General features: G+C 59.4%; 22 protein-coding genes. 6 read left to right on the top strand and 16 right to left on the bottom strand.

The features are described from left to right. Positions 1-27: 27 nt before the first annotated feature. The 6 genes from AB4Y31_RS25780 to AB4Y31_RS25755 form a co-directional block, all read right to left on the bottom strand. Positions 28-1,002 carry a Bug family tripartite tricarboxylate transporter substrate binding protein gene (locus AB4Y31_RS25780; RefSeq protein WP_368676461.1) on the bottom strand — a complete coding sequence of 325 codons (975 nt, stop codon included), beginning with the start codon at positions 1,000-1,002 and terminating at the stop codon, positions 28-30. A gap of 96 nt (positions 1,003-1,098) precedes the next feature. Next, entirely contained in the window at positions 1,099-2,502 is a 1,404-nt protein-coding gene (locus AB4Y31_RS25775) for an MmgE/PrpD family protein (RefSeq protein ID WP_368676460.1), read from the bottom strand. Between the two features lie 337 nt (positions 2,503-2,839). Then, entirely contained in the window at positions 2,840-3,922 is a 1,083-nt protein-coding gene (locus AB4Y31_RS25770; protein WP_368676459.1) for an amidohydrolase, read from the bottom strand. Positions 3,923-4,004: 82 nt separating this feature from the next. Continuing rightward, on the bottom strand, positions 4,005-5,843 hold the full coding sequence (locus tag AB4Y31_RS25765; protein ID WP_368676458.1) for an NAD-binding protein: 1,839 nt from the start codon (positions 5,841-5,843) through the stop codon (positions 4,005-4,007). 46 nt (positions 5,844-5,889) lie between these two features. Next, a complete protein-coding gene (locus AB4Y31_RS25760) occupies positions 5,890-7,257 on the bottom strand; it encodes an MFS transporter (protein ID WP_368676457.1) in 1,368 nt (455 codons plus the stop codon). Positions 7,258-7,468: 211 nt separating this feature from the next. Next, complete coding sequence (locus AB4Y31_RS25755; RefSeq protein ID WP_368676597.1) at positions 7,469-7,672, bottom strand: rubredoxin; 204 nt, start codon at positions 7,670-7,672, stop codon at positions 7,469-7,471. A 230-nt stretch (positions 7,673-7,902) separates the two neighbouring features. Here AB4Y31_RS25755 and AB4Y31_RS25750 point away from each other — a divergent pair, with 230 nt between their 5' ends. From AB4Y31_RS25750 to AB4Y31_RS25740, 3 genes are read left to right on the top strand one after another with little or no spacing between them, the layout of a single operon-like run. Then, the gene (locus AB4Y31_RS25750) at positions 7,903-9,072 is read left to right on the top strand and encodes a thiolase domain-containing protein (RefSeq protein WP_368676456.1); all 1,170 of its coding nucleotides are present in this window, start codon (positions 7,903-7,905) and stop codon (positions 9,070-9,072) included. A 4-nt stretch (positions 9,073-9,076) separates the two neighbouring features. After that, positions 9,077-9,493, top strand: coding sequence for a Zn-ribbon domain-containing OB-fold protein (locus tag AB4Y31_RS25745; RefSeq protein WP_368676455.1), 417 nt, complete (start codon positions 9,077-9,079; stop codon positions 9,491-9,493). A 19-nt stretch (positions 9,494-9,512) separates the two neighbouring features. Beyond that, positions 9,513-10,679: a lactonase family protein gene (locus tag AB4Y31_RS25740; protein WP_368676454.1), complete on the top strand. Its 1,167-nt coding sequence runs from the start codon at positions 9,513-9,515 to the stop codon at positions 10,677-10,679. A gap of 44 nt (positions 10,680-10,723) precedes the next feature. Here AB4Y31_RS25740 and AB4Y31_RS25735 read toward each other — a convergent pair whose 3' ends face one another. Next, positions 10,724-11,551, bottom strand: coding sequence for an SDR family NAD(P)-dependent oxidoreductase (locus AB4Y31_RS25735; RefSeq protein WP_368676453.1), 828 nt, complete (start codon positions 11,549-11,551; stop codon positions 10,724-10,726). Positions 11,552-11,808: 257 nt separating this feature from the next. Between AB4Y31_RS25735 and AB4Y31_RS25730 the strand changes: the two genes are divergently transcribed. Continuing rightward, a complete protein-coding gene (locus AB4Y31_RS25730; RefSeq protein WP_368676452.1) occupies positions 11,809-12,930 on the top strand; it encodes a CapA family protein in 1,122 nt (373 codons plus the stop codon). A 47-nt stretch (positions 12,931-12,977) separates the two neighbouring features. Beyond that, a complete protein-coding gene (locus tag AB4Y31_RS25725; protein WP_368676451.1) occupies positions 12,978-13,754 on the top strand; it encodes an SDR family oxidoreductase in 777 nt (258 codons plus the stop codon). Positions 13,755-13,777: 23 nt separating this feature from the next. Here AB4Y31_RS25725 and AB4Y31_RS25720 read toward each other — a convergent pair whose 3' ends face one another. From AB4Y31_RS25720 to AB4Y31_RS25680, 9 genes are all read right to left on the bottom strand, one after another. After that, positions 13,778-14,515: an IclR family transcriptional regulator gene (locus AB4Y31_RS25720; protein WP_368676450.1), complete on the bottom strand. Its 738-nt coding sequence runs from the start codon at positions 14,513-14,515 to the stop codon at positions 13,778-13,780. A gap of 212 nt (positions 14,516-14,727) precedes the next feature. Next, positions 14,728-16,290, bottom strand: a complete 1,563-nt coding sequence (locus tag AB4Y31_RS25715; RefSeq protein ID WP_018439436.1) for a tripartite tricarboxylate transporter permease — start codon at positions 16,288-16,290, stop codon at positions 14,728-14,730. Further along, positions 16,287-16,805, bottom strand: coding sequence for a tripartite tricarboxylate transporter TctB family protein (locus tag AB4Y31_RS25710; protein ID WP_018439435.1), 519 nt, complete (start codon positions 16,803-16,805; stop codon positions 16,287-16,289). The genes AB4Y31_RS25715 and AB4Y31_RS25710 overlap by 4 nt, the downstream gene beginning before the upstream one ends. A 196-nt stretch (positions 16,806-17,001) precedes the next feature. Next, positions 17,002-18,162: a tricarballylate utilization 4Fe-4S protein TcuB gene (tcuB, locus tag AB4Y31_RS25705; RefSeq protein ID WP_368676449.1), complete on the bottom strand. Its 1,161-nt coding sequence runs from the start codon at positions 18,160-18,162 to the stop codon at positions 17,002-17,004. Next, positions 18,149-19,558 carry an FAD-dependent tricarballylate dehydrogenase TcuA gene (gene tcuA / locus AB4Y31_RS25700; protein WP_368676448.1) on the bottom strand — a complete coding sequence of 470 codons (1,410 nt, stop codon included), beginning with the start codon at positions 19,556-19,558 and terminating at the stop codon, positions 18,149-18,151. Before tcuA ends, tcuB begins: the two co-directional genes overlap by 14 nt. Positions 19,559-20,007: 449 nt before the next feature. Continuing rightward, entirely contained in the window at positions 20,008-20,796 is a 789-nt protein-coding gene (locus AB4Y31_RS25695; protein ID WP_026229442.1) for an enoyl-CoA hydratase/isomerase family protein, read from the bottom strand. Between the two features lie 50 nt (positions 20,797-20,846). Beyond that, positions 20,847-21,575, bottom strand: coding sequence for an enoyl-CoA hydratase/isomerase family protein (locus AB4Y31_RS25690; RefSeq protein ID WP_368676447.1), 729 nt, complete (start codon positions 21,573-21,575; stop codon positions 20,847-20,849). 27 nt (positions 21,576-21,602) lie between these two features. Then, positions 21,603-22,643, bottom strand: coding sequence for a CDP-6-deoxy-delta-3,4-glucoseen reductase (locus AB4Y31_RS25685; protein ID WP_368676446.1), 1,041 nt, complete (start codon positions 22,641-22,643; stop codon positions 21,603-21,605). A gap of 37 nt (positions 22,644-22,680) precedes the next feature. Further along, the gene (locus AB4Y31_RS25680) at positions 22,681-24,801 is read right to left on the bottom strand and encodes an acetate--CoA ligase family protein (protein ID WP_368676445.1); all 2,121 of its coding nucleotides are present in this window, start codon (positions 24,799-24,801) and stop codon (positions 22,681-22,683) included. A 93-nt stretch (positions 24,802-24,894) separates the two neighbouring features. On the opposite strand from AB4Y31_RS25680, the gene AB4Y31_RS25675 reads away from it, so the two are divergent. Further along, positions 24,895-25,908: a hypothetical protein gene (locus tag AB4Y31_RS25675; protein WP_368676444.1), complete on the top strand. Its 1,014-nt coding sequence runs from the start codon at positions 24,895-24,897 to the stop codon at positions 25,906-25,908. Positions 25,909-25,924: the final 16 nt, after the last annotated feature.

Genomic DNA, 25,924 nt, shown 5'->3' with positions numbered 1-25,924 from the left:
CATCACACTCCTCACCTTTTAGCGGGTTTATTGCTTGGGAACGCCCATGGTCCTGATCATCTCCTGGTTATCGGTCAGATCCTTCTTCAGGAACGCGGTGGAATCCGCAGTCGTCTTGTAGAACGGTTCGGTGCCCTGCGCTTCCAGCTTTGCCTTCAAGGCCGGATCACTGAGCACTTTCTCCAGAGCGTCGTTTATCTTTTTGACAACTTCTTTGGGCGTTCCTGCGGGCGCAAAAAGTCCGAGCCAGTAGTAATACGTGAAGCCCGGCAGACCTTGTTGAGCGGTGGTCGGAACATCTGGGAGCACGGAAAGCCGCGAATCGCTAGTGACAGCTAGAGCCTTGAGAAGCCCTCCGTGAAGGCCGGCGGCGCTGCTGCCATAAGCGTCGACCATGAAGCTCACCCGTCCTGCAATGACATCCGGCATCGCAGCGCCGTTGCCTTTGTACGGCACATGCTGCATCTGTAGATTGGCCTGCTTGAGCATCATCGCCGCAGCGATATGCGTCGTCGTCCCGATCCCGGCCGAGCCAAAGCTGATTTGCCCAGGATGCGCTTTAGCATCGGCGACAAGATCGCTCAAGCTCTTGTAGGTGGATTTTGCACCCGCAATGACGAGGGCGGGAGAGCGTGCGAAGGTTCCAACCAGGGTGAAGTCTTTGACCGCGTCATACCCAGGCTCCTTGTTGACCGCCTCCTGGATGGAAATAGTGCTCCCAGTAGACATCAGCGTGTATCCGTCCGCCGGCTGCTCCTTCGTGTATCGAATGCCGACCAGCCCACCGGCGCCAGTCCGATTGTCCACGAGGACCGACTGGCCAAGTACATCGCCGAGCTTTTGCGCAACGACACGGGTCGTCACGTCTCCCCAGCCTCCCGCCGAAACAGGGACAATGATCCTTATCGTCCGGGAGGGGAATTCGGCCGACGACGCGATGTTCGAATATGCGCAGGTCGCCGCGACGAGCATGCCGATTGCAAATCTGTTCAACGTTTTCACTTACGTCTCCTCGCTTCAGGTTCGCGCCGCCCCAGAAAAAGAAGGCTTTTCGCGCGATGGTTAACTCATATGCGCCAATACTGCGCATGTCTCCTCTCACGACGGCATATCTGCTCTTATCGTGTCGATCAGATCATGGATGGACGGCAGGACGTTCATGTCCTGTATCAGGCTGAAGCTCGCGGCCACATGCTTTGCGCTCACTCCACCGTATGGCATCAGCGCCTCATACTTCTGCCTGAGTTCGGCCCAGTGAATCCCTCGGACCGCCGCGCCCTTCGGCGCCAGCACACAAGCCTCGTGAACCGCGCCATCAACCGTTGTTATCCGCACGATCGCTCCGCTCTTGAAGTCGGTCTTGTTCGGAACGTCATAATCGAGCCGCGTCACACGGTCGAATAGCGACCGGATGCGTGCATCTGCGATCTTTTCAGGAAGCGCATGCTGCCACCCGTACTCGCGGTCTGCTGCTCCCGCGGCCGCGAAGTAGAAAGGGCTGTGGGCGATCCCAATCAGATCCGTCGGATGCTTAGGCCCAGGGAACGGGTAGTCCGGCAGTGTGAATTCGATCTCCTTGATGTCGGCCACATCGAGATTACCTTTTTTTGCCGCGATCGCCGCGGCTTCCGCAACAGCATGGAATGGAGAGCCGCCGGGTACCAGTTTGATGCCCAGTTCTGTCCTGAGGCTCCACGTTGTTCCTAGCTGGTCCACCGCGTCCTGTCCGTGACACCCCGTGCCGAGCGTGTCGAAGAAGCCTCTCGGCATCTCGAATCCGGACAGATCCGCTGTGTACCCATGCTTAGCCGCTTCGGCTGCCGACACGCCCATCATCGCTGCATTGCCCGCGTGGTATTCGCGCGCGAGGCTCGTTGCCGCGACAGCGTGCAATCCTCCTAACGACGTTGCCGCGAGAACCAGTGCATGTGCTGCCTGATCAGCAGTGAGTTTCAGAAGACGCGCTGCAGCAGCGGCCGCAGCGAAAGTCGCCACGACGCAACCATGGAAGCCCTTGCGTTGCAGGCCGCCAATCATCGCGGTGTTGATATTCCCCGCAATTTCATAGCCCACGATGACGGCTTCCAGTACCTCAGTTCCGCTTGCCTTGCGCGCTTCACCAACGGCGATAGCGGACGCGCAAGCTTGCGTGCCACTGTGAACGATGTTTCGGAGATCGCTGTCGTCGGACGCAGCCGCGTCGCTCATGAGTCCATTGAGGCGCGCCGCGGCTACAGGTGGCAACTTATCCCAGCCACCGAACCAGACAGTACTGACAGGAATTCCGCCGCGTTCTTTTTCGAGCTGGCGGATAAGCTTGCTCGATCGCAGCGTCGATCCCAAAGCCGCGCTCGCAAAGGTGCTGGCCACCAGCATTTTCCCGTGCTGTACGACGTCGCCCGGAAAGCTTTCCAGGCTCGCATTCGCGATGAACTGACCGTAGCGCTGAGCGACAGTCTCAGTACGATAAGACAAATCCGTCTCCTGTTGATCTTTTATCACGGTGCGCCTGCCGAGCTCGGCAACTCGCGTGCTCAGCTGTCAACCCACTCTTCTTGCGGACGCAACCCGTTGCGTTCACTTTACGACCGGCACAGGATCAGCGTCAACATAAAAGAAACTGGTTTCGATGAATGAAACCGTAGAGACGTTTAAACGGATGCGATTCTGCGCGTTGGGCAGGTGGAGCTGGAAGACTGGAAAGGACTGAATCGCCCTATCGGCGGGATCCGGAAACGATACGGGACGGGGCTCGAGCTGGCCCTCGCCCGCACCGCAACGGCCAATTCCGGCGTCTGAAACGAGGAGTTGATACAGAAGACTAGACGCTTACAACGCGTCACCCAATGGGCTGTTCCAGCCTGTAGACCCGCGCGGCCGTGCCACTGTAAAGCGCACGCTTCTCTGACGGCGAGAAGCGCTCGGTGATTCGCTTGAACGCATTCCAGAGAACGCCGTAGCCGCATGTCTGCTTGTCGACCGGGAAGTTGCTTTCGAACATGCATCGTTCGGGGCCAAACAGATCGATGCAAGTTTCGACGTACGGCCTCCAGCACGCGGCGAGATCTTCGGATGACGGCGGCGTGTCGCGAAGGTGAAAATCCCATCCTGTGTAAAGCATGCCCAGCCCGCCAATCTTGGCCGACACGTTCGGGCACCTTGCGACCTGCTGCAAATTCTCGCGCCAAGCGTCAAAGACCGCCGTGCGATCGGTGTGCGGATCAACGCCAAGGAGGCCTCCTGCATGATCCATGACCACCGATGCTTCGGGAAAGTCGCGCAGAAGCGAAACAAGGTCAGGCAGTTGAGGATAGAAAAGCCATGCATCAAACGTAAGGCCCATCGGAGAGAGCTTGGCGAATCCGCGTCGGAACGCCGGGTCGGAAAGAAGATGTGGCTTCGCGAAGGTCCGCCCATAGCCGGCGCTGCCGCTGTCCCAGGTGGCGCCATGCCGGATGCCCTTGAGCCGTTCGCCGCCAGCCTCTGCCATCGCATCGAGCACGGCTTGCACGTCGTCTCCGAGAGTCAGATCGGCATGCCCAATAATTCCTTCGCATAGTCGCGGCCCATTTGGCTTTCGCATTGCCCAATCGTCCGCGAACGAACGTGCGAACTCGACCTCGCCGACTGGCTGCATCGACGCCGGGCCATCTTTCCGGTACCCGGTGTTGAACTGCACGAACACCGTCGCCTCTACACGGTGACCGCTCGAGATGTCTTGCATCAACTCCGAAGACATGTACCGTCCACGCTCGTCATCCCAGATATGGTGATGAGGATCGATGATCGGAAGCGCCGGTTCGAGCGCCTCTTCGCTCAGCAAGCCGGTCCATATCGCCAGTTCGTCGATCTTGCGGTGCGTGGTCCCTCTGAATGGAACGTGCGTCGTCCCGGCGGGCTTGCTTACATCGTTGCTGTTCATACTGAGCTGACCTTTGCGTTGACTTCGAGTGAATACGGGGAGGCAAAGCGACCACGTCTGGCGCGCACCTCAACTGACCCGGCTAAGCATGGGTCGATCCGGCACTCCTCACTTCGACGCCAGCCCACCCTTCGTACTGCTGCGCCACCGTTGTGACGTCATGAGCGGCGTCGGTGCACGCCTGCACGAGACCGTATAGGCCTCGCACCTTGTCGAAGATCCAGGTAGTCACGCCGAATTGCCGAGCCTCGTTCGTCGCAGCAGTCAGCCGGGCCGACGTGTCGCCGAGACTGAAGCCGTAGTTGAATTTTCGTGTTGCCACTTCGAGCGGCAGAATTCGCGAACTTGCCGCATTGCGCCCGGTCTCGATACCCATGATCTTCGCCATCTGCTCGGGTGTCAGTCCTGCTTTGACGCCGGCAACGTATGCTTCGCTCGTGACAGCCAGAAGCGTTGCGAACAACGAAGTGTGGATATCGAGCATCAGATGCGCAGCGCCGGCTGTCGACCCAATGCGAAAGGCGTCACGGCACAGATTCACAAGCGCGTGACCTGCGGCCTGAATGGCTGACTCCTCTCCTCCGACAATCATCACGCCATCGCCTGCCGCAATGTCGCGATGCGTGCCGGTGTGCAAGGCGTCGCAATAGCCTGTCTCCGCGCCAAGCAGCGCCCTGATGTCGATGGCTTTTTTCCTGGCCATCGGACACATGTTGACCACTGCAGCCTCCGCACGAGCTGCCTCTGCAATGCGGACAGAAATCGACTCGCCGGATTCGTCCTCCGCCACGCTCAAAAGCGTCACCGTGACCCGGGAGGCGTACGGCAGTCGGAGCCGGATGTTGTGCCGTGCTTCCTCGTCCTCGCGGCCACTGTATCCGCAGGCGACCAACCTGTCCGCCAGCACGCGCATGTCCGCTTCAGCGCAGATCAGCACGAGCGGCCGGTGAGCAGGTTCAGGAAATGAAATGCGGCACGACGGCTCCTCATCGGGGCTGAACACTTCGATGCCAGCCCACGGTTCGAGGTAAGTGATGAGAGAGGTGCCATCACGATCGTATCCTCCCTGCGTGGAAGCGAATTTCCAGATCTGCTGAACGGCTTGTCCTACCCACATTGGAACTCCGCGACCCTGCGCTTCCTCGACGGAAAGACTGATGTCCTTCGCCGTGATCGCCATACGTGCCCCGAAATCGAAGCGACGGGGCAGCACTGAACGCGCAAATTTGTTCCGCGAGGCGCTCGAACTCGCGTCTCCGGAATTGATGATCTCGAGCATCCGTCGCGGCGCAAGGCCGGCTTTGACGCCCAGGATGAACGCCTCGCATGTTGAGGCCATTCCCGTCGCGGACAGCAGGTTGTTCAGCAACTTCAGCGTCTGCGCCTTGCCCGATTCCTCACCGAGATAGAGCACCATGGCACTGGCGAGCGTCGCCATGACTGCAGCCACGTTTTCGTATGCCGCCCGAGGCCCGGAACACATGATTCCCAATTTTCCGTTACCTGCAGTCGTGACGTTGCCAGTAATGGGTGAATCGAGCAGCGCAATATTGCGGGCACTCAGTCGTTCTGCTGTTTCCCGGGCGAAATCCGCTCCGGTCGTCGAGAAGTCCACCACGACGCGAACGGCGGCACCACCGGCAACGCCGGCCTCGCCGAATACGACATCCCGGATCGCTGGGAGAGACGGCAGACACAGCAGCACAATGCTGCATCGATCCGCCACCTCCCTCGCCGATTGCACGGCCTGCGCGCCACACTGCACGACGGAATCGACCGCGGACCGGTTGAAGTCGTGGACGAATAGCCTGTAGCCCTGCCGAGCAAGGTGGCGCGCCATGGGTGCTCCCATTGCGCCAAGTCCAATGAACCCAATCGACGTACTGATATCGAATTCAGCTTTCAATTCTGCCGTGTCCATGCACATGCTTACCGTGGTTGATTGATGCCCGGGGCCGGGATGAAGATCAAATGGACGTGTCCTGACGCTCACGCAGCGCGGCCGGCGGCACGCCGACCAGGATGATCACGCCTCCGGCGAGCGCGATTGCCGCAATGGTGTACAGACCAATTGCAATGCTGTGCGTATTCGTCATGAGCCATCCAAGCCAGGTTGGCGTCAGCAGCGACCCAGCCTGCCCGAGGCTGCTCATGAGCGCTATGCCGGCTGCAACGGATCCGGCTGAGAAATACGCCGGCGGTATTGTCCAGAACATTGTGCTGCCTGCGTAGTAGGCGATGCCGAGGAGCGACAGGCATCCAATCGTCAGCGCTGGATTGCTGCCCACCTCAGGAAGCGCCACAAGGCCAACTGCTCCTATCGCAATAGAGAAGAAGTAGTGCCAGCGTCGTTCCACGTGCTTATCGGAATGACGCGCGATCAGGATCATCCCGATCGCACCGAAAATCGACGGTATGGCGGAAAGCATCGCCACGTGCAGAATATCTCGTACCCCTGCACGGTGGATGATCGTGGGGATCCAGTAATTCATCACGATGCCGAGCATGGGCGTTACAAGAGAAGCAAGGACGACTACATAGACCCGGGGATCCCTGAGAACCGCGACCAGCCCCTGATGGTCAGCCGAACCCTTGAACTTCCTATCTGCCTGGATGTTGTCGATCAGGATCTGCTTTTCGGTCTCGCTCAGCCACTTTGCGTCCTTCGGCCTATCGTCGAGATAGAAGTATGCGATGACGCCGAGCAGGACCGCAGGCAGTCCTTCGAGCATGAAAAGCCACTGCCAGTCGCGCAGACCGGCTACGTCGTGGAAACTGTGTAGGATCCATCCCGCGATTGGGCCTCCGATGATTCCCGAGACAGCGATCGAAAGCAGAAAGCGCGAAGTAATGCGTGCCCGCCGGGCGGACGGGAACCAGTAGGTCAGGTAAAGAAGAAGCCCTGGGTAGAATCCGGCTTCGGCAGCACCAAGAAGAATGCGCGCAAGGTAGAACTGGGTCGTGTTATGTATGAACATCATCGAACACGTTACGGCACCCCAGAGGACCATGATGCGCGTCATGGTCAGCCTCGCCCCGATCTTTTCCAGCATCAGGTTGCTAGGCACCTCGAAGAGGACGTAGCCGATCGAAAAGAGCCCGACGCCCAGGCCATAGGCCGCATCCGAAAGTGCAAGATCCTGAGACAGCGACATCTTGGCGAAGCCGAGATTGACGCGGTCGAGGTAATTCACGACCCAGCACAGAAAAAGGAACGGCACCAGTCTCAACGCAACTTTGCGATACGTGTGCTGTATCTGCTGGTCGGTCGCGGTCGAACTGTTTCCGACGCCTTCGCCCCACTTCTCGATGGGCGGGTCCATTGACGGGTTCATGGATGTCTCCTTCAACCGCCTTCGCGGCTGAGTCCTTTTTTTATAGAAAAACGATCAGCCACCAGCCTCAGTGGCCTATAAGGGGCGTCATTCAACCCCGTTCTGCGTGCATCTTCGATGCCTGCGGCTTGGCCAAACGTTGCGCTCCGGGGTGTCGCTTGCCGAACGGGTCAGCAACTGCCGCAAAACGCGGGGCTCGGCCCCTGGAAGCCTAGACTTCTACCATGTCGAAGTCAGCTTTGCCGACCGAGCACTCGGGGCAGACCCAATCGTCCGGCACATCTTCCCAACGGGTTCCGGGCGCAATACCTTCCGACGGCAAGCCCTCTGCCTCATCGTAAATGAAGCCGCACAATGCACATTGCCAGATCCTGAATCCGGCTTGCGGCTCCGATGGAGTTGTGTCCGTGGTCACTTCTCTCACCTCTTCACTCATTTTCGCCTCCATGACAGCGCGCCCTTCCACGATTTTTTCCGTCCGTCGAAGAAGCGCCTCCAAGCATGAGGTGATGGTATCATGGTTCTGGCTGACAGCATCGATTCCATTCACTGGAACCAGAAGCCGACAAATGCCGTTATTGATCAGCTCGCGTGATACGGCGATTTGACGCTGCCGATGCACCAATGAGACAGGAGACGTACCGTATGACAATCAAAGGCAAGGCTTATATTGTCGGTGCCTACGAACACCCGTTGCGCAAGGCTCCCCACCATTCGGTCGCGCAGCTTCACGCCGAAGTCGCGAAGGGCGCGATCGAGGACGCTGGCCTGACACGTGACGACATCGACGGTTTTTTCTGCGCAGGTGATGCACCTGGCGCAAACCCCTGGTCGATGTCGGACTATCTGAACCTGACGAAGCTCCGCCACATCGATTCCACAGACATGGGCGGTTGTTCGTATTTGATCCACGTGGCGCACGCCGCCCAAGCCATTGCGGCCGGCAAATGCAATGTCGCGCTGGTGACCCTTGCGGGCCGGCCCAATTCGGAAGGAAGCGCTGGTACGCAGGTGCGCAACAGGGGCACCAATCTTCCCGATGCTCCGTTTGAGATTCCATACAGCCCTGTACCGCTCAACCTCTATGCAATGGCGGCAAAACGCCACATGCACGAGTTCGGAACAACGAACGAGCAACTCGCATGGGTCAAGGTCGCGGCGTCTCACCACGCGCAATACAACGAGCACGCAATGCTGCGCTCCGTAGTGTCCGTCGAGGAGGTTCTGGCTTCGCCGATGATTGCGGACCCACTGCACCGGCTCGATTCATGCGTCGTGACCGACGGCGGCGGTGCAATCGTAGTGGCGAGACCAGAGATCGCCAAGTCGCTTTCGCGTCCGCGCGTACGCGTGCTGGGATGCGGGGAATCGGCAAAACACCTGACAGGCGGGGACATCGACCTCACCTACACCACAGCCGCATGGACCGGACCGCGCGCCTTTGAAGAGGCCGGCGTGACGCCGACGGACATCCACTATGCGTCGATCTACGACAGCTTCACGATAACGGTGATTCTGCAACTCGAGGATCTCGGTTTCTGCCCAAAGGGCGAAGGTGGCCGGTTCGTCGCCGACGGCAACCTCATCTCCGGTCATGGGAAGCTTCCGTTCAACACCGACGGCGGCGGTCTATGCAACAACCATCCATCGAATCGCGGCGGGATGACGAAAATCATCGAAGCGGTCAGACAGTTGCGCGGCGAGGCACATCCTTCGGTACAGGTTCCAGACTGCACGCTTGCCCTCGCCACCGGGATCGGCGGTGCGATTGGAATTCGCCATGGCGGCGCAACAGTCATCCTTGAAAGGGAGTAATTGCATGACTTCTACCGTTGCAGAGCGCGTAATCAAGGATCCCGCTATCAATCCGGGTGATGAGCCATATTTCGAGGCTACTGATCGAGGACAGTTGCTGCTCAAGTTCTGCTCGAGTTGCGGCCGGCCCCATCACTATCCTCGCTCCCTTTGCCCTTTTTGCTGGAGCTCCGATCTGTCTTGGAAGCAAGCTGCCGGCACCGGGGAAATCTACGCTTACAGCGTGATGCGTCGAGGCCCTGGCGCGCCATACTGCATCGCCTACGTGACGCTGGATGAAGGTCCCAAAATGCTGACCAACATTGTGGACACCGATCTCGATACTGTCGCAATTGGCCAGCGCGTTCGTGTGGTTTTCAAAAGGTCCGAGAGTGGCGTCGCGATCCCGATGTTCACACCGGCTTCGCCCGTTGGTCGGTAATCTGAGGAGCACTCATCCCATGAGTCGGATTTCGCTTTACAGTGCCGTCGACGACATTCTGACGCGGTACGATGTCGACGTCGCCGCCGCAACCCTGACCCGGCGCGAAAGCATTCGGACCGCGGCAAAAGTCCAGTATGCCTGGCCCCATCCGAACGGCCCGTATCTCTATGTGACGACAAGCGCCGCCGGGCCGCGCGTGCAGTCCGACTTCAATCACGTGAGCGCGTACCTCATTGACCGCGATGGGAGGCTGACAGCGCACGGCCCCTCGCGAACCCTCGATCGCCGGGCCGTCCACACCTGCGTCGATCCGACAGGACAGTACCTTTTGAGCGCGCACAACTTCCCTCGGAGCGGTCTGACCGTTCATCCGCTTCTGACGGACGGCACCATTGGCCAGCCAATCCCCCAAAGCGATGCGCTCGACTGCGGCGCCTATCCCCATCAGGTGCGGGTTCTCCCGTCGGCGCGGGCAGCGTTGATAGTCGATCGCGGCAATCACGCCCGGCCGGACAAGCAGGAAGATCCGGGTGCGTTGAGGCTGTTCCCGCTTTGCGATGGTGGCCTCTCGCCGGGCGACGTGATCGCACCGAATCAAGGCTACGGCTTCGGCCCGAGACACGTCGATTTTCATCCGACGCAGCCGTGGATGTATGTCTCGGACGAGCGTACGAACCAACTCTATATGTTCCGCATTACAGACAGCGTTATCGAGAGTGGACCGGCCTATCGTTGCACTCTGCTCGAAGCCACTGATCGCGTCGATGCGCGGCAACTTGGCGGCCCTATCCACGTGCATCCCTCCGGCCGCTATGTCTACGTTGCGAATCGAGCCGACCGGGTTGAGGAAGTCAACGGCGAGAAGGTCTTCGCGGGCGGCGAGAACAGCATCGCCGTCTTCAGGATCAATTCGTCGACGGGCGAGCCAACGCCCGTCGAGCACGCTTCCACGAGAAGCTTCCACGTTCGGACTTTCGCCTGCGATCCCACGGGACAGTTGCTCGTGACGGCGAGTATCAAGCCGTTGGCCGCGAGAGTCGAGGGCGCGATCCGTACCATCCCGGCAGCGCTGACTGTGTTTCGCGTCTGCGACGACGGATCGCTCGAATACGTCCGTCAATATCCGGTGGAGACACGGGACGGGCAGTTGCAGTACTGGATGGGTATCGCCGCGGCTAGCTGACGGCAGCATGAAGCGGAGGCATCGCGTCCCGCTTCCGCCTGCCTCTAAATCCGGTTCAGGATTCGACCACCGTCGACGAGCAAAGAGACGCCCGTAACAAATGACGCCTCGTCGGATGCCAGATACAGGGCAGCGTTCGCTACATCCCACGCTGTGCCTTGCCGGCCGAGTGGCACTTTTGCATTCCGTTCAGCCAGGACCTGTTCGCGGCTCTGGTTCCACTCGCGAACTCGTGTATCCACCGCCATTGGGGTTGCAATCAGCCCGGGCAGAATGCAGTTCGCACGGATGCCATGCGGCGCATTTTGCAAAGCGAGCTGCTCCGTGAACGCGATCACGCCCGCTTTCGTGGCCTTATAGGCCACATACGGATACTTGCCTGGGCCGGCCGCCGACGAAACATTGACAACGACCCCCGAACGCTGCTCGCGCATGATGGCGACTGCATGCTTGCACGCGAACACCGTGCCGCGCAGATTGATGCGGCAGATGTTGTCGAAGCGATCCTCTGTGATGTCCATGAGATCGGCATCACCGCCGCCGAGGCTGACGCCCACATTGTTGTGCAAGATGTCGACAGTCCCCCACCTCTGCCGCGCGCCATAAATTGCACTCGCGAGCTGATCCTCGTGCGCGACGTCAGCGGCAATGGCATCAGCTTCGAAACCCTCGCTTCTGATGATTCCCGCGGTCTCTTGCGCTGATTCGATCGACCTATCGACAGCGAGCACGCGCGCACCTTCCCGCGCAAAACGCATCGCCACGGCTCGTCCATTGCCCAGGCCTTCGCCCGGGCTCTGCCCTGCCCCTATCACCACCGCCACTTTGCCGGCAAGGCGGGCACGCGAAGTCCATCCTTCAGTCTCAGTCACCGCTGTCTCCTTGTGTGAACCACATTGAAGCGCGTCGCGTGCGAAACCAGACTCATAAACGGGTTTTAGCATGCATCGCAGCGTCGTGAAATGCTATCATGGGTTTCTTTGACCAAGACGCGTTTCGATCACCGGAACTTGTAACGGCGAAACTTTTTGCGCGTTTTCTGCAGGTTTCCCCGGATGGCTAGTTGCGCTAGGCTTTCAACAGCGCCCCGGGCTCAGCGAAAACGGCCGGCAAAACATAAGGAGACGGAATGACAAAGCTTGCTTCAATTCTGATCGGTGGCGATTGTGGCCCCACGCATGGGCCTGAACAAGGCTTTCCCATCGAAGGCTATACAGAGCTCGTAGCGCCTGTGCTCCGAGAAGCCGATTTCCGCTTTGTGAACTGCATGCGAACGTACTCCAATCGTGGTGTGAAGTCAGACCATGCGCCGCAGGTCTGCCAGCCAATCGAAATGTCTACGCTTTTCACGAGCGGACTGTTCGACGCAGTAACGATGGCAAACAATCACAGTCTCGATGCGGGCCCGGACGCCATGCTCGACACGCGCAAGCTCTTCCTCGAAAACGGCCTGCAGGTTACCGGTGCGGGTCGGGACCTGGACGAGGCCCGCCAGCCGGCAATTATCGAAAAATCGGGTGTGCGCGTCGGCTACATCGGATACACGTCGGTCGCCACTGCCGGAACCGAGGCCGCCAAGGGAAAACCCGGGGTCGTCAACATCCGTGTCATGACGGCGTACGAACCCCGTGGCCCGCACCAGCCGGTTCGGGTATGGACCTCTCCCAACCCGCAGGACCTTGCCAGCCTTACCGAGGACATCTCTGCGCTGCGCAAACAGGTAGACGTGGTAATTCTTGCGTACCACGCCGGTGCAATACGGCTGCCGCGAATCGTGTCCGACTATCAGGTTGAGGTCGCTCATGCAGCGATCGACGCCGGCGCCGATCTTGTTGTCGGACATGCTCCGCATATCCCCAAGGCCATCGAGGTCTACAAGGGCAAGGTCATCTTCTACAGCCTGGGTGTCTTCGCCATGACGAAGTCGTTTGCAGCACCCGCCTGGACAAATGAGCCCGCGTGGGCACACGGCGCCGTGCGCAACTTCATGGACCTTGATCCACAATATCCGCTAATGCCTTACGGCAAGGATTGCACGCTCGCGCTGCTCGCAAAAGCCTACGTCTCCGCTCAGGGAGTCGCAAAAGTCTCATTCCTTCCCGTCAAATTCGACCGCCGCTATCGCCCTGAGGTACTTCGCGCGGGCGATCCGCGATTCAAGGAAGTCGTCGATTACATGGAATGGGCCTCGGAAGACATGCCTCATCAATTCGACGTCGAAGGAGATGAAGTCGTAGTCACCGCTCAGTAGTGCGGAGCCGCACCAAGCGTTCAACCATCAGAGTGAAGGCGTTAATCATGGATTTGGGCATCAAAGGGAAGACCGCTCTGGTCACCGCGTCGAGTGGCGGCATGGGTCGAAACATTGCACACTCGCTTGCAGCGGAGGGTGCAAACGTGGTGCTGTTTGCGCGCTCAGAGGACAAGCTGAAGGCGGTCGCGGGCGAGATCACTCAGCAGCATGGCGTGCGGGCTGTTGCAAAGGCAGGAGACATGCGCGTTGGCAATGACGTCACTGCGCTGATCGAATTGGTGAAAGCTGAATTTGGAGGACTGGATATTCTGGTACTCAACACGCCCCGCCCGCCAAATCCGATTCGTGAGACGACGGAAGAGGTGGATATGGCGCGCTGGGACGAGGCCTATCAGAACCAGCTCGCGGGTGTAGTGCAGGTAGTTAGTCAGACCGTGCCGCTGATCACCGCACGCGGATGGGGCCGTGTGATCGCGATCACTTCAGCTTCGGTGAAAGCCCCCATGGCTCACCATAGCCTGTCGACGGTCTTTCGGGCCGGTGTGACCGCTTATATGAAGCACCTAGCGAATGAGGTTGGCGCGAGCGGCGTCACGGTCAACTGTGTCGCGCCCGCCCTCATCGAGACCCCGCATCGAGCCGGATCAGCTGCCTACTCTCCTGCCCAGGCGGAGGCGCGCAAGAAGTTAACGCCTCTTGGCCGGATGGGCACCCAAAGCGAACTTGCGGGTGTGGTCACCTTTCTGGCGTCGGTACAGGCCGGATTCGTCACCGGCGCGACGATCCCGGTTGAAGGAGGAATGGTGGGATCGCTCTTCTGAACCCCCATACGCTCCTGCCAGCTCTACTGATTTTTGCCGCCGAACTGACGCGAGATATTCGCAGCTGCCGCGACTACGAGTTTAATGAAGTTCTTCTCATGCATCTGCATCCGTACGGTGGGGGCGCCAACGGACAGGCAATAGTGGACTTGGCCGTCGACTCCCATGATCGGTGCCGAGATTGCCGAGATGCCCATCAGTCGTTCACCGTGCGAAACGGCGTAGCCGTTTTCACGAACGCGCTGCAGTTCTTCGAGAAATGCCGCCTTGGTCTGCTTGGTGGCTTTCGTTGCGGCCGGCAGCAGTGGCGTCAGGTCCGCCTTTGACATATAAGCCATCAGGACCTTTGAGCCGGAGCCCGCCTGCAACGGTATCTGCTCGCCCGCCTGCACCACTGCTCTCAGAGGCGCTGTGACCGTGGATATTGAATCGATGCACACGCGGTAGGGACCGTTGATCGTGTGGAGGGACACCGTCTCCTTGGTTGTCTCGGCGAGTTCCGTCATGAATGGACGGGCAATCTCTCGAATACCCAGCGTGCCTCGCACGAGACCGGCGAGCCGCGTAAAGCGAAACGACAGGCAGTACTGCTGATCCTCCAGTCGGACCAGATATCCGGCTCGCTCGAGGCTCTGCACTATACGGAAGGTAGTGGACTTCGGTAATTCGATGCGTTCGGAGATTTCCTGAAGAGACAGGCTGCTCCGCTCAACGCTAAAACTTTCGAAAACAGCCAGAATACGTTCAACCGAGCGCATCATTTGCAACGTTCCGTACGAGGGTCAAAGACACTCGTATGGTACATCAGCTGCAGTCAAAACCGGCTTACTTTGACGTATGCAGCGTCACGGCGCTCGGTGTCCGTGTCTGCACAGCGGCGCCGGCGACATGGGGCTCGCCAATCACCCGCCCTGCACCGGCGGTGAACCTTGCCGGCACGACGGGGCAGCCGCCTCGCGGCGGCACTTCGACATCACTCCTCGGTCAGCGGAGCGTGAGACAAGGGAGGCACCGCAGCCCCTGGCGACGCGGCCGACGAATGCTTGCGCCGGTGCTCACGCCAGGCGAAAAAGCATTGCCCGATGACCATCAACGCGCAAATCGTTACGAACGCTGCGCTGATCGGCCGTTGCACGAAGATTGCGAGGTCGCCTCGTGACAGCAGAAGTGCTCGCCGAAAATTCTCCTCGACCATAGGTCCCAGAACGTATCCAAGCAGAATGGTCGCCACAGGAAAATCCAGTGCAAGAAGAACCGCCCCGATGATCCCGAACACCAGTACTTCACCGACTTCGAAAAGACTGTTGTTCGTGCTGAAGACACCCACCGCTATGAAGAAGAGCGCAGAGGGGTACATCAGGCGATAGGGCACCTGCAAAAGCTTTACCCAGACTCCTATGAGAGGCACGTTCAGCAGCACGAGGAGTACATTGCCAATCCAGAAGCTGGCAATCAGCCCCCAGAAGAGATCGGCATGCTGCGTAATGAGTTGAGGACCGGGCTGAAATCCCTGAATCAGCAAAGCGCCCAGCAGCAGCGCCATGACCGCATCTCCCGGGATACCGAGCGTCATGGTTGGAATGAAGTCGACTTGGGTTTTCGCATGGGTGGACGCCTCAGGACTGGCCACGCCTTCAATGGCGCCATGGCCGAAGCGCTCAGGTCGCTTCGCAATCTTCTTTTCGAGCGCATACGCAAGAAAAGTGGTGATAGTCGGCCCGGTTCCCGGCATGGCTCCGAAAAGGGTCCCCACGAAAGTGCCCCGCACCATCGGCCAGAAGGCCTGCTTCAGCTCGCCGCGTGAAGGCCGCATATCGCGCAGACGCACCTTTGTCTGCGTTCCGACGAAACTGATCCGATTCACGTTGATCAGGAAATCGGCAACGCCGAAAAGGCCCATTGAGAGCGCAACGAGTTCGACTTTGTCCGACAGTTCGGCGAAGCCAAAGGTGAATCGCTCGACACCGCTGTTGACGTCGGTGCCGACGATCCCTAGCAACAGACCGAAGACGGTCATCGCGATCCCTTTCAGGCGCGACCCTCGGGACATGGTCGCCCCGGCGATCAGACCGAGCAGCATGATGGAGACGATCTCGGTCGGACCGAAATCGAAAGCGATCTTGACGAGCCAGGGCGACAGAAAAATCATCACGACGATGCCGACCGATGCCGCGAAAAATGACGACACCATTGTGATGCCCAGCGCAGCTCCCCCACGCCCCTGTTTCGTCATCGGGTATCCGTCGATGCAGGTTACGGCATGCGGCGGATGCGACGGCAGGTTCAGCAAAATCGCACCGAGTGCGCCTCCGTACTGCGATCCGTAGAATATCCCGGCCAGCATCAGAAGCGCCGGGACGGCGTGCATCGAATAGGTCAGCGGCAACAGCATGGCGATCGCCGAAAGTGCTCCCATGCCGGGAAGCACGCCGATCAGATTGCCAACCAGCACACCGACAAACGACCACAACAGGTTTTGCGGCATCGCTGCGATGCTAAAACCATAGATGAGATCATGCAGCGTTTGCGCAATCATACGGCACCCCACTTGAACAACGGCAACTGAATCTGCAGCGCCCACCAGAAGACGACCACGGCGACTACAACCATCGCCAATGCCAGAAGAGCCGCCGATTTGACGTTGTTGTCCCGATCGCCGAGCGCCGAAATGAAGACCACTGCGAACGTACCTGCAACGAGTCCCAGGTACTTTGTCAGAACGACAAACGCAACCATCCCAAGGCAAATCAGAATCCACGCCTTCCACTCAGGCCGCAGCTTCTTTTTTGCCGGGGGCGTGACAGGCTTCGCCGCGCCACGCCCAGTGGCCGTATCAGGCTTCGCCGCGTCACGCACCGCGAGATAGCCTTGAACGGCGATCCCGCAGCCGACCAGGCCGAGAATGAGACCCAGAAAGAATGGAAAGAAACCCGGCCCCATCTGAACCAGCGTGCCGATGTGGTACGTAACGGAATGCATGAGTACTGCGATTCCGACGACAATCAGCAATGCGCCGCCGATCAGGTCCTTATGCAACAGCGTTCTGTTCATGGTGTCTCCTCCTATGAACGTCGATAACACCTACCTCTCGCTCCGACGGGAGTTGATACGCTCCCATCACATCACTGCAATGCCGGTGGCGACGATTTATGTTTGAAATACTTTCAGTCCCAGCCGGATGCGGCGCTCTGCTTGGCTGCCTCGCGCGAAGGACGGTGCCTTCACGGCAGCTCGCTCTAATGTGCAATCACTCCTCGACCATCAACGAAGACGGCTTGCGCTTCTCGACGGCCCACTTCAGCAACGCCGCGGACCGATAGATGCCGTGCGCAAACTTGCCGTAGGGCAGTGTCAGGAAAAGAGCCAATACGACGCCCAGATGCACGGCAAGCAAGACAGGCATGGCGAGCGTGTCGCGGGCACCCAGGAGTGCCAGACCCGAGAGACCGGCCAACCAGAGTAGCGCGATAAACCCGCGATCCATGCCCTTCTGTGACGAGTCACCATGAAGTGGATGTCGCTTGAGATTGAGGACGAACAGACCGCTGCAGCCGACGACCAGGCACATACCGCCGAGGGATCCGAGAAACACGGGAAGACTGGTCCAACTGTAAGGCGCTTCGAGAGCGAAGAGATAGTGATAGAGCGTGGCGACGCAAGTCGAGGCAAAACACAGCATAAAACCGTAGAACGTCAGATGATGAAACCGTCGCCTGGAAAGTGAATAGCTATCGCTGTCGTTGTTGCAGCCTTCGCCGTGTCCGCCGCCAAGATACCTGAGCGTAAGCGCAGATACCGCAGCTTCCGCAGTCGCATCGATCGACACCGCACCGGGACTTTCGTTTTTCCAGAATTTGCGTACACCGGCCGACAACGCAATGCCCGCCAGAACGAATACCGTCCCGAAGATGAGGACGAGAACATTGTGTGGAAACACGCTGTAGAAATTCGCACTGCCGGGTTGCGGTTTGCCTGCCACCGCGGCAAGAGCGAGGAACAGCGCGAGGCCTGCAGCCAGTGCCAGAGCGACCGTCGTACCGTTGTTCCGATACAGTGCACCGAACGAGGCGGGCCACGCATACTCTGTGTAAGTGTTCACGCGCACCTTTGCCATCGCCTGCGGCACGTTGACGGCGAACTCGTGCGGTGGCGCGTACTGGCACGCATGCAGACATGCACCACAGTTGTGGCACAGATTCGAGAGGAAGTGCACATCGGCCCTGCCGAATTCGAGCCGGCGCGTCATTGCCGGAAAGACCGCGCAGAATCCTTCGCAATACCGGCACGCATTACAGATCTGCATGATGCGGCTGACTTCCTTCTCCGCATGCGTCATATCCGTGCAGGCGACCGCTTGGTTTTCTGCGAGGGCCGCCGCCTCGCGGGTCAATGCTTCAAGCGACTGCATGATGGGTAGCTTCCCTATATTGCTGCGCCGCTGCCGCGGCCTGAGTGCCAGCGATCCGGCCAAAGGCTGTACCGATCGACATACCGACGCCCGCGGTATAGCCCTTGCCGAGAATGTTTCCCGCCATCATCTCTCCCGCAACGAACAGGTTTCGCGATGGCTCACCACCGAAATGAACGGCGGCCTCCGAGTTAACCTTCAGCCCCAGATAAGTGAAGGTGATGCCCGGACGCAATGCGTAGGCGTAGAAAGGAGGCCTGTCCAACGGCTGAGCCCAGTGCGTCTTAGGCGGGTTCAGTCCAACCGTATGGCAGTCGTCGAGCACCGCATGATTGAACGTACCGGGCTGGCAAGCTCTGTTGTACGTATGGATCGTCTCCAGGAATTCGTCCTCGTTGAAACCCAGCGCGAGTGCCAGCTCGCGCAATGAATTGGCTTTGGTACCCGGAAATACGGGAGGCATGAAGCGACCGATCGCTTTGGAGTCGATGATCGAATACGCTATCTGACCTGGTTGCTGCGCGACAAGGCGGCCCCAGATTGCGTACCGCTTGGGCCAGAAGTCTTCGCCCTCGTCGTAAAACCGTTTGCCTTCACGGTTGAGCACCACACCGAGCGAAACGCAGTCCACGCGCGTGCAGATTCCCCCATCGTAGAGCGGCGCTCGAGCATCGATGGCCACGCAATGCGACTGGGACGGATCACCGATGGCATCCGCGCCCGCGTCGATCATGAACTTCAGCAAGCTGCCCTGATTGAAGCGTGTGCCGCGGATCAGAAAATTGTCAGCCACCCAGACTCCGTCCACCTGCCCCCACGCCTCGCGCAGCCATTCGCGATTCGATTCGAAACCGCCGGCTGCAAGCACACAGCTCTTCGCTTCGATGCGCTCGTTGCCCACTCTTGCGGCAACAAAGCGCGTTCCATCGAGTTCAATGGAATCGACGGGGGCGTTGTACCGGATGCCGACGCCGAGTGCTTCGGCGCTCCGATAGTAGGCGTTGACGAGCGCCTTACCGCCCCCCATGAAGAATGCGTTGGTACGCGCTACATGAAGGGCGCCCGACAGCGGAGGCTGGAAATGCACGCCGTGCTTTCTCATCCAGTCGCGGCAAGTCGACGACGCGCGAATGGCGATACGAGCCAGTTCCTCGTTCGTATTGCCGCCGGTTACCTTCAGAAGGCCCTGCCAGAACTCTTCTTCGGGATAGGTGTCGACGAGGACGTCCTGGGGTGCATCATGCATACAGCGGAGGTTGCGCGTATGCTGCGAATTCCCACCACGCCACTCCCGCGGAGCCGCTTCCAGCAGAAGTACGCTTGCACCCGCTTCACGTGCCATGATTGCGGCGCACAATGCGGCGTTGCCTCCTCCAATCACAAGAACATCTAACATATTGGTTGTCCTAGTCTGTCACACCATGCTACGGCGGCGCTAAGGTCATCGCTATCGGCTTTCAGTCAATACGTGTTCACTATTTCTGAAGACCGACAGCGGTCTTCGTGCGTCCGCATTTCATGGCGCGTTCAGTCGATACTGCATGTCGCCTGCATCCCGTATGCGAATGACGGTCGACGCTGGGAAGGGGGCGCAACGCTCCAGGAGCCGTCCCTATGCCGGAACAAGAACAGCGCCACCTCTCTCTCCGAGTCCTTTTCACGAACACAGACACACCTCACGCCTAGCCTCGCACTCTGGGCCCTCGTCACAATGACTCGATCCCGGCAGGCGGGACCGAACCACTTATCGATGTTCCATCTCAATGAGCGCACGACGTGTTGCATGATCTGCCCTGGTCAAGTCGATGTCCGTTTCCGGCAATGCTGCGAGCCGCCGTTGGGCCGCTATCGTCCCTTGAATTCGGCTTTGCGCTTTTCCTTGTACGCCGTGATGGCTTCCCGGTAGTCCGTGGTCGACTGGACTACCGCCATCAGAGCGGAGGTCGTCTCAAGGCTCGTCCGAAGATCAGTGCGCATTGACTGGTACATCAGCCGCTTGATGTCGCGTGTCTGAACCGGCGGTCCCTCCGCCAGACGGGCCGCGAATGCCAAAGTTTCATCCTGGAGACTTTCATCCGGCGTCACGCGGTTGACGATGCCAAGCTTGTGCGCCTCTTCTGCGTCGACGAAGTCGCCAGTCCACAAAAGTTCCAGCGCTTTGGCGGGACCCACCAGTCTCGGGAGGAAGTAACAGCCGCCGTTACCGGGGATCAGTCCGACGCGAATGTACGCTTCTGCGAACCGAGCGGATCGCGCGGCGAAACGGATGTCACACATGAGCGACAGATCCATGCCCGCGCCGACCGCCGCACCGTTCACTGCGGCGATCAACGGCTTTTCGAATTCCTCTATCGCCAACGCAACCTTGTGCGTCACGCGTTGCAGCCTGTGTTTCCGCTCGAGCGGCGTGGGATCACTGCCTTCAGCCGCGCGACGCCCAAGGTCACCACCCGAGCAGAAGGCATCCCCTGCTCCTGTCAGGACGAAACATCCCACGTCATCGTTGTCGTTGGCTTGCTTCAGCTCATTGCGCAGCAACTCGAGCATGTCTTCGCTCAACGCATTCTTTTTTTCCGGCCGATTCAGCGTAGCAATCACTACTCGACCTACCCTGCTGATTTCAAGATCTGCCACATCCCTCTCCGAATAGATTCGTGATCACCTTCTGCCTCTCGCCAGCCAGGTCACTTGCCAGCCTCCTGCAGCTTGCCCCGATGCCGCGCGTGCTCCACGCGCGCCTCCTCGAGCGCGGAACGCAGGCCCCGATTGATCCAGCGTTTGTTGTCGGCGAAGGCCGCGCGGTTTTTGGAGCCCAGGGTCTCTGCGATTGTCGTGGCCGCCTGTTCCAGTACTTCTCTGTCGACCACTGCGCTGATCAGGCCGCGATCGAGCGCGTCCGCGGCGGGAAGCCGTCGCCCCGTCTGGACGAGGTCCGCCGCGAGCGCGCGACCGCCGAGCACGGTGAGGATGTTTGCGCCAGAAAACGTGGCAATCCCAATGTCGATTTCCGGAAGAGAGAGCGCCGCCCCCTCAACAGCGACACATCCATCGGCCATCAGTGCGAGCATGGCGCCCGCGCCGACAGCCAGCCCATTCAGCGCAACGACGACTGGAACCGGCGTCACCATCACCGAATCCTGCAGTGCCGCCAGCGCACGAGAACGTCTCTCCCGCTGACGTGCAGCGTCGCCATCAGGAGACTTTTCGCGCACGTCCACGCCCGCACAGAAAAGCTTCTCGCCCTTCCCTGTCAATACGATCGCCTGCGTGCTGTCGTCAGCACCGACGTGGACGATCGCCGAAGTCATCGCTTCCATCATGTCGACCGTCATGGCATTAGCCTTCTCGGCGCGATCGATCTCAATCCACAATTGCGAATTCCGTTTTCCGATTTGCAGCCCATCGAACGACATGCCAACTCCTAATGTGTTTTTGCGTGATCAGGCGGACGGGGCTGCGCCCGACACGAAAATGTCAGCGAAAAACTCGTGTTCAGGCAAGGCGCATCGCTCGGTAAAATCTCGTTTGGCTGAGAGCACGACCACCGGCGCCCCACATGCGTAGACCTGATACGACGAGAGATCCGCAAAGTCCTTCATCACCGCTTCGTGAACGAATCCCGCGCGGCCTGCCCACCCGTCTTCCGATAGGGCATCGGAAACGACTGGAACGTAGTTGATTCCATGGCGGGACCAGGATCGCGCGAGTGAATCGAAATAAAGGTCATGCGGTCGCCGGCCGCCCCAGTACAAGGTCATCTGGCGTCCGCTCTGCTTTTTCAGTTCGTGCTCGATGATGGACTTGATGGGAGCGAACCCGGTGCCGCTTGCCAGAAGAATCATTGGCTTGTCAGAATCGTCGCGCACGAAGAACGTGCCAAACGGCCCCTCCAGTCGAAGGAGGTCGTTCTCCTTCATCTTGCCGAATACGAAGGTACTGAGCGGTCCGCCATAGTTACGAAGATGCAGTTCGATGAAGCCTTCATCTTCTGGCGAGTTCGCTATCGACAGACTGCGCCTGACTCCGCCGGGAATCAGGAGGTCCACGTATTGGCCAGGAAGAAACTTGAATTGCACGTTCGCTGGCAGCTTGAGCCGGATCCGCATGACGTCGTCGGCGAGGCGCTCGAGCGCTGCGACGCGGCACGCGGTCTTCCTGACCGGATAACCCTCGACTGAGGGAACCGTGCGGCATTCGACCGTCACATCGGATGCTGGCGTTGCCTGACAGAGCAGTACATAGCCCCGCTCCGCCTCCGAGGTCGAAAGACCGGCGAGCTGTGCATCGCCATGCTCGCACACCCCAGCCATTACTTTCGCCTTGCAGGAGCCGCAAACGCCGCTTTGACAGCTATACGGCAGAGGAAAATTCGCCGCCAGCGCCGCCGCCAGAATCTTCTCTCCACGGCGCACTTCGAGTGCGCGATCGAGCGGCTGGAAGGTCACCGTGTGGCGCTCAGCGTGAACGGTTTCGTCGCTCATGAAAGAATCTACCGGTAGGTTCACGATGACTGCCCCTTCAATGGCCCGGGAATGGCATAGGCACGATCAGCGCGTCGGCCGCCAGCACGCCTTGCGGCAGCACGAACAGCGGGTTGACGTCTATCTCCGACACAGCATCCCGGTGCTCCCATGCAAACCGGGAAAGCGCTGCCAGCGCTTTGGACGTCGCATCGACGTCGAGCGCCGGTTTGCCCCTCGCTCCATCCAGGATCGGGCGGCACCGCAGTTCGTCGAGCATCTGCCGCGCGATATTTTCATCGAATGGCGCGAGGCGGCAGGAAGAGTCACGCATCAGCTCTGCGTAAATCCCACCCGCTCCGACCACCACGACTGGCCCGAATACTTCGTCGTTCACTACACCTGCGATGAGCTCGAAGCCGTCCTTGACCATCTGGGACACGATGACGCCTTCGATTCGCGCTTCGGGAGCATGAAACTGCGCGTTCGCGCGAACCTCGGCGATTGCCGACTCGAGTTCTTTCTGGTCACGAACTCCGACCTTGACTCCGCCGATTTCGGTTTTGTGAGCGATATCGGGAGACACGATCTTCACCACGACGGGCCATGACAACTGCTCCGGCAAGCTGTCGTCGGCATCGTTCAACAGCACGTCGCGAGTGACAGGGATACCAGCTCGCGAAAGGATGTCCTTGGATTGCGCTTCGGACAGTTTGCCGGCCCAGCCCCGCAGGTCGTCTTTCGACGACGGCGCAGCGCTTGATTCTCCATATTCAGACGTTTTAGCTTCGCGTCGTGCGGCGCCATAGCGGGTCAGCACTGCCAGCGCTTTGGCCGCGCGCGACGGCGACGGGAAGAGAGGCACTGCCGCTGCAGCCAGCAGTCTGCTGGCATCTGCAATCTGATCGCGAGGAGCGGACGAGAATACGCAGACAGGCTTGGCCGAATCCTTTGCAACATGAGCAATCACTTCTGCAGCAGCGGTGCTCCCAGCGCTACCGGTCGTCGCCAGGTTCACGCATAGAGCATCCACCCCTGGATCAGCAAGTGTCACCTCGATCGCCGTGCGGAGTTTGTCGCGGTTGCTCGCGGAAAAATAGCCCGCTGTCAGGTCGATCGGGTTGTGCACCGCCCCGATATTCGGCACGACCTCCGCGAGCAGCCTTTCCGTTTGTTCCGCAAGATTCGCGAGGTGAAGCCCTTCCGGTTCACCTGCATCCGCAAAAACGATGGCCGAGCCGCCCGATACTCCCATGACAGCCATTGCGCCGTTGGCTGGATATTTCTTTGCAGCGAAAGCCTTCAGGAAGTCGACGGCCTCATGGATCTCCCTGATTTCGACGATACCGGTCTGCTTGAAGAGCGCACGATAGAAGTCGTAGCTGCCAGTCATACTTGCCGTATGCGAAGCGGCTGCGCGCGCGCCCTCTTCTGTGACGCCACCTTTCCAGAGAAGAATCGGCTTGCCGACCGCGAGCGCGCGCTTGCCGACATCGAGCAACGCTCGGCCATCCTTCGTACCTTCGATGTACGCGAGGATGATCTCGGTTTCGTTATCGCCCAGCAACGCGTCGATTAGCTGCACCGTGTCGACGTCCGTCTCATTGCCGGTGGCGATGACATGCCGAAATCCGATGTCCGCGTCAGCACATGCGAGCGCGAGACTGTAGCCAAAGCCCCCGCTCTGAGTGACGAGGGACACTCCCCCCTTCTTCAGCTTAGGTTCCCGCGTGATGCTTCCGAACGCGGCGAACACTTGTGAGTGGATGTTTGCAAAGCCCAGACAGTTCGGACCGATGATGCGGATTCCAGCCGCTCTCGCGATTTCCAGCATTTCGCGCTCGCGCTTGACACCCTCGGGGCCACTCTCGCGGAAGCCCCCGCTTAGAACAACGACGTAAGGGACCGACTTTTCTGCGCACGCTTTGAGGACCGGAATAACACCCTTAGCCGGTACACCGATCACGACCAAGTCTATCTGCGCGTCGATGTCGCTTACAGCACCGTAGCACTTTAGACCGTCGAACTCCGTGTATTTCGGGTTGACCGGATAGATCTGTCCCTTGTAACCGTTGCTGATAAGTGCCCGGACAGCCTGCGAACCGGGGCGGCCCGCTTCGTCCGAAACCCCGACCACCGCGATGGACCGCGGCTCGAGCAAATGCTTGAAATCGTTCATTTTCTGATCCGTCTGCCAACTGGTTTTGCCTGAAATAGTCTGCTATCGCACAGGGCGATTCATTCGCGGCCCTCGACGCCAACGAGTGACTCGATGAGCCTGACTGTAGACCTCACAACCGAAGACGTCAACGACAATGAAATTCGTTTCATTCCTCGGAACCAAGAAAGGCTGCCCGGCAACACCGCTCCTATGCTTTTCATTCGCCTTGCTCGTTCCATTGAATGGAATCGATGCTGTTCTTCAGAACTCGTGCTACGATCCACGCGTGATTCGCCAGATGCCGGCGAACGCATAGGCATCGCAGATGCGGTCTGCGGACGGATGGCAGTTTCAAGGAGACTTTCAATGATCTACACACGAAGCGGCGCTGACGCTCTTTCCAGGAGAGACATCGTGGTTTCTCCGGGCACCGGAAACCAGCATTGGGGAACGGTGTTTTTCGGCCCTCGCAGCTCGAGCGCCGCCGGCGAGGGACCGCAGGCCACCATGTCAGAACTGCAGCCGCACGAGGCGGTTGTTCCGCACTTTCATGGTGTGACGATGTTCCAGCTGTTTATCGCGGGCTCCGGCACGCTCGGGAACAAGCAACAGCCGCTCGAGCCGCTGACGGTGCAGTTCAAGGACCACCACACCGCGTACGGCCCGATCGTCGCGGGTCCACAAGGCCTGTCATTCGTCGCGATGCGGATGTACACCGGCAACTCGGAACCGGTGTATCTGAACAAGGAGGGATACCGTGACCGGCTTAAGCCGAGCAAACGTCGTCATCTGACTTCGGAACGCGTGCGCTTCTCGATCGAGCCAGTGCTGAAGGAACGGGCCGAGCCCGTTTGGGAGACGCTTCTGAAGGACGACTCGGACGGCATGCATGCGCAGATCGTTCGACTCGGAGCGGGCCAGAGCGTCGAAGGCCCGAATCCTGGAGCCGCTGCTGGCTATTACGTGTTTGTCGGCAACGGTACGCTCGTGCATAACGACGAAGAACTGCCCCTCTGGTCCATGGTTGTCGTCGAGCCGAATGAAGAAAAATTTACCATCCGCTCCGGCGAAAAAGGACTCGAGGCATTGGTCCTGCAGTACCCGCGCGAGGAACGCAACGATTAACGCAACAATCAGGCAT

Origin of the sequence: Trinickia sp. EG282A (assembly GCF_040965455.1) — a bacterium.
Classification (GTDB): domain Bacteria; phylum Pseudomonadota; class Gammaproteobacteria; order Burkholderiales; family Burkholderiaceae; genus Trinickia; species Trinickia symbiotica.
Note: the sequence above shows the minus strand (reverse complement) of the source record. Positions and strands in the feature narration are given on the sequence as shown.

What these genes read in the sequence shown, in the direction of transcription:
- AB4Y31_RS25770 (WP_368676459.1), bottom strand. Translation starts at nt 3,922, where the DNA reads ATGAACAGCAACGATGTAAGCAAGCCCGCCGGGACGACGCACGTTCCA.
- AB4Y31_RS25765 (WP_368676458.1), bottom strand. Translation starts at nt 5,843, where the DNA reads ATGGACACGGCAGAATTGAAAGCTGAATTCGATATCAGTACGTCGATT.
- AB4Y31_RS25760 (WP_368676457.1), bottom strand. Translation starts at nt 7,257, where the DNA reads ATGAACCCGTCAATGGACCCGCCCATCGAGAAGTGGGGCGAAGGCGTC.
- AB4Y31_RS25750 (WP_368676456.1), top strand. Translation starts at nt 7,903, where the DNA reads ATGACAATCAAAGGCAAGGCTTATATTGTCGGTGCCTACGAACACCCG.
- AB4Y31_RS25745 (WP_368676455.1), top strand. Translation starts at nt 9,077, where the DNA reads ATGACTTCTACCGTTGCAGAGCGCGTAATCAAGGATCCCGCTATCAAT.
- AB4Y31_RS25740 (WP_368676454.1), top strand. Translation starts at nt 9,513, where the DNA reads ATGAGTCGGATTTCGCTTTACAGTGCCGTCGACGACATTCTGACGCGG.
- AB4Y31_RS25730 (WP_368676452.1), top strand. Translation starts at nt 11,809, where the DNA reads ATGACAAAGCTTGCTTCAATTCTGATCGGTGGCGATTGTGGCCCCACG.
- AB4Y31_RS25725 (WP_368676451.1), top strand. Translation starts at nt 12,978, where the DNA reads ATGGATTTGGGCATCAAAGGGAAGACCGCTCTGGTCACCGCGTCGAGT.
- AB4Y31_RS25720 (WP_368676450.1), bottom strand. Translation starts at nt 14,515, where the DNA reads ATGATGCGCTCGGTTGAACGTATTCTGGCTGTTTTCGAAAGTTTTAGC.
- AB4Y31_RS25715 (WP_018439436.1), bottom strand. Translation starts at nt 16,290, where the DNA reads ATGATTGCGCAAACGCTGCATGATCTCATCTATGGTTTTAGCATCGCA.
- AB4Y31_RS25710 (WP_018439435.1), bottom strand. Translation starts at nt 16,805, where the DNA reads ATGAACAGAACGCTGTTGCATAAGGACCTGATCGGCGGCGCATTGCTG.
- tcuB (WP_368676449.1), bottom strand. Translation starts at nt 18,162, where the DNA reads ATGCAGTCGCTTGAAGCATTGACCCGCGAGGCGGCGGCCCTCGCAGAA.
- tcuA (WP_368676448.1), bottom strand. Translation starts at nt 19,558, where the DNA reads ATGTTAGATGTTCTTGTGATTGGAGGAGGCAACGCCGCATTGTGCGCC.
- AB4Y31_RS25690 (WP_368676447.1), bottom strand. Translation starts at nt 21,575, where the DNA reads ATGTCGTTCGATGGGCTGCAAATCGGAAAACGGAATTCGCAATTGTGG.
- AB4Y31_RS25685 (WP_368676446.1), bottom strand. Translation starts at nt 22,643, where the DNA reads ATGAGCGACGAAACCGTTCACGCTGAGCGCCACACGGTGACCTTCCAG.
- AB4Y31_RS25680 (WP_368676445.1), bottom strand. Translation starts at nt 24,801, where the DNA reads ATGAACGATTTCAAGCATTTGCTCGAGCCGCGGTCCATCGCGGTGGTC.
- AB4Y31_RS25675 (WP_368676444.1), top strand. Translation starts at nt 24,895, where the DNA reads ATGAGCCTGACTGTAGACCTCACAACCGAAGACGTCAACGACAATGAA.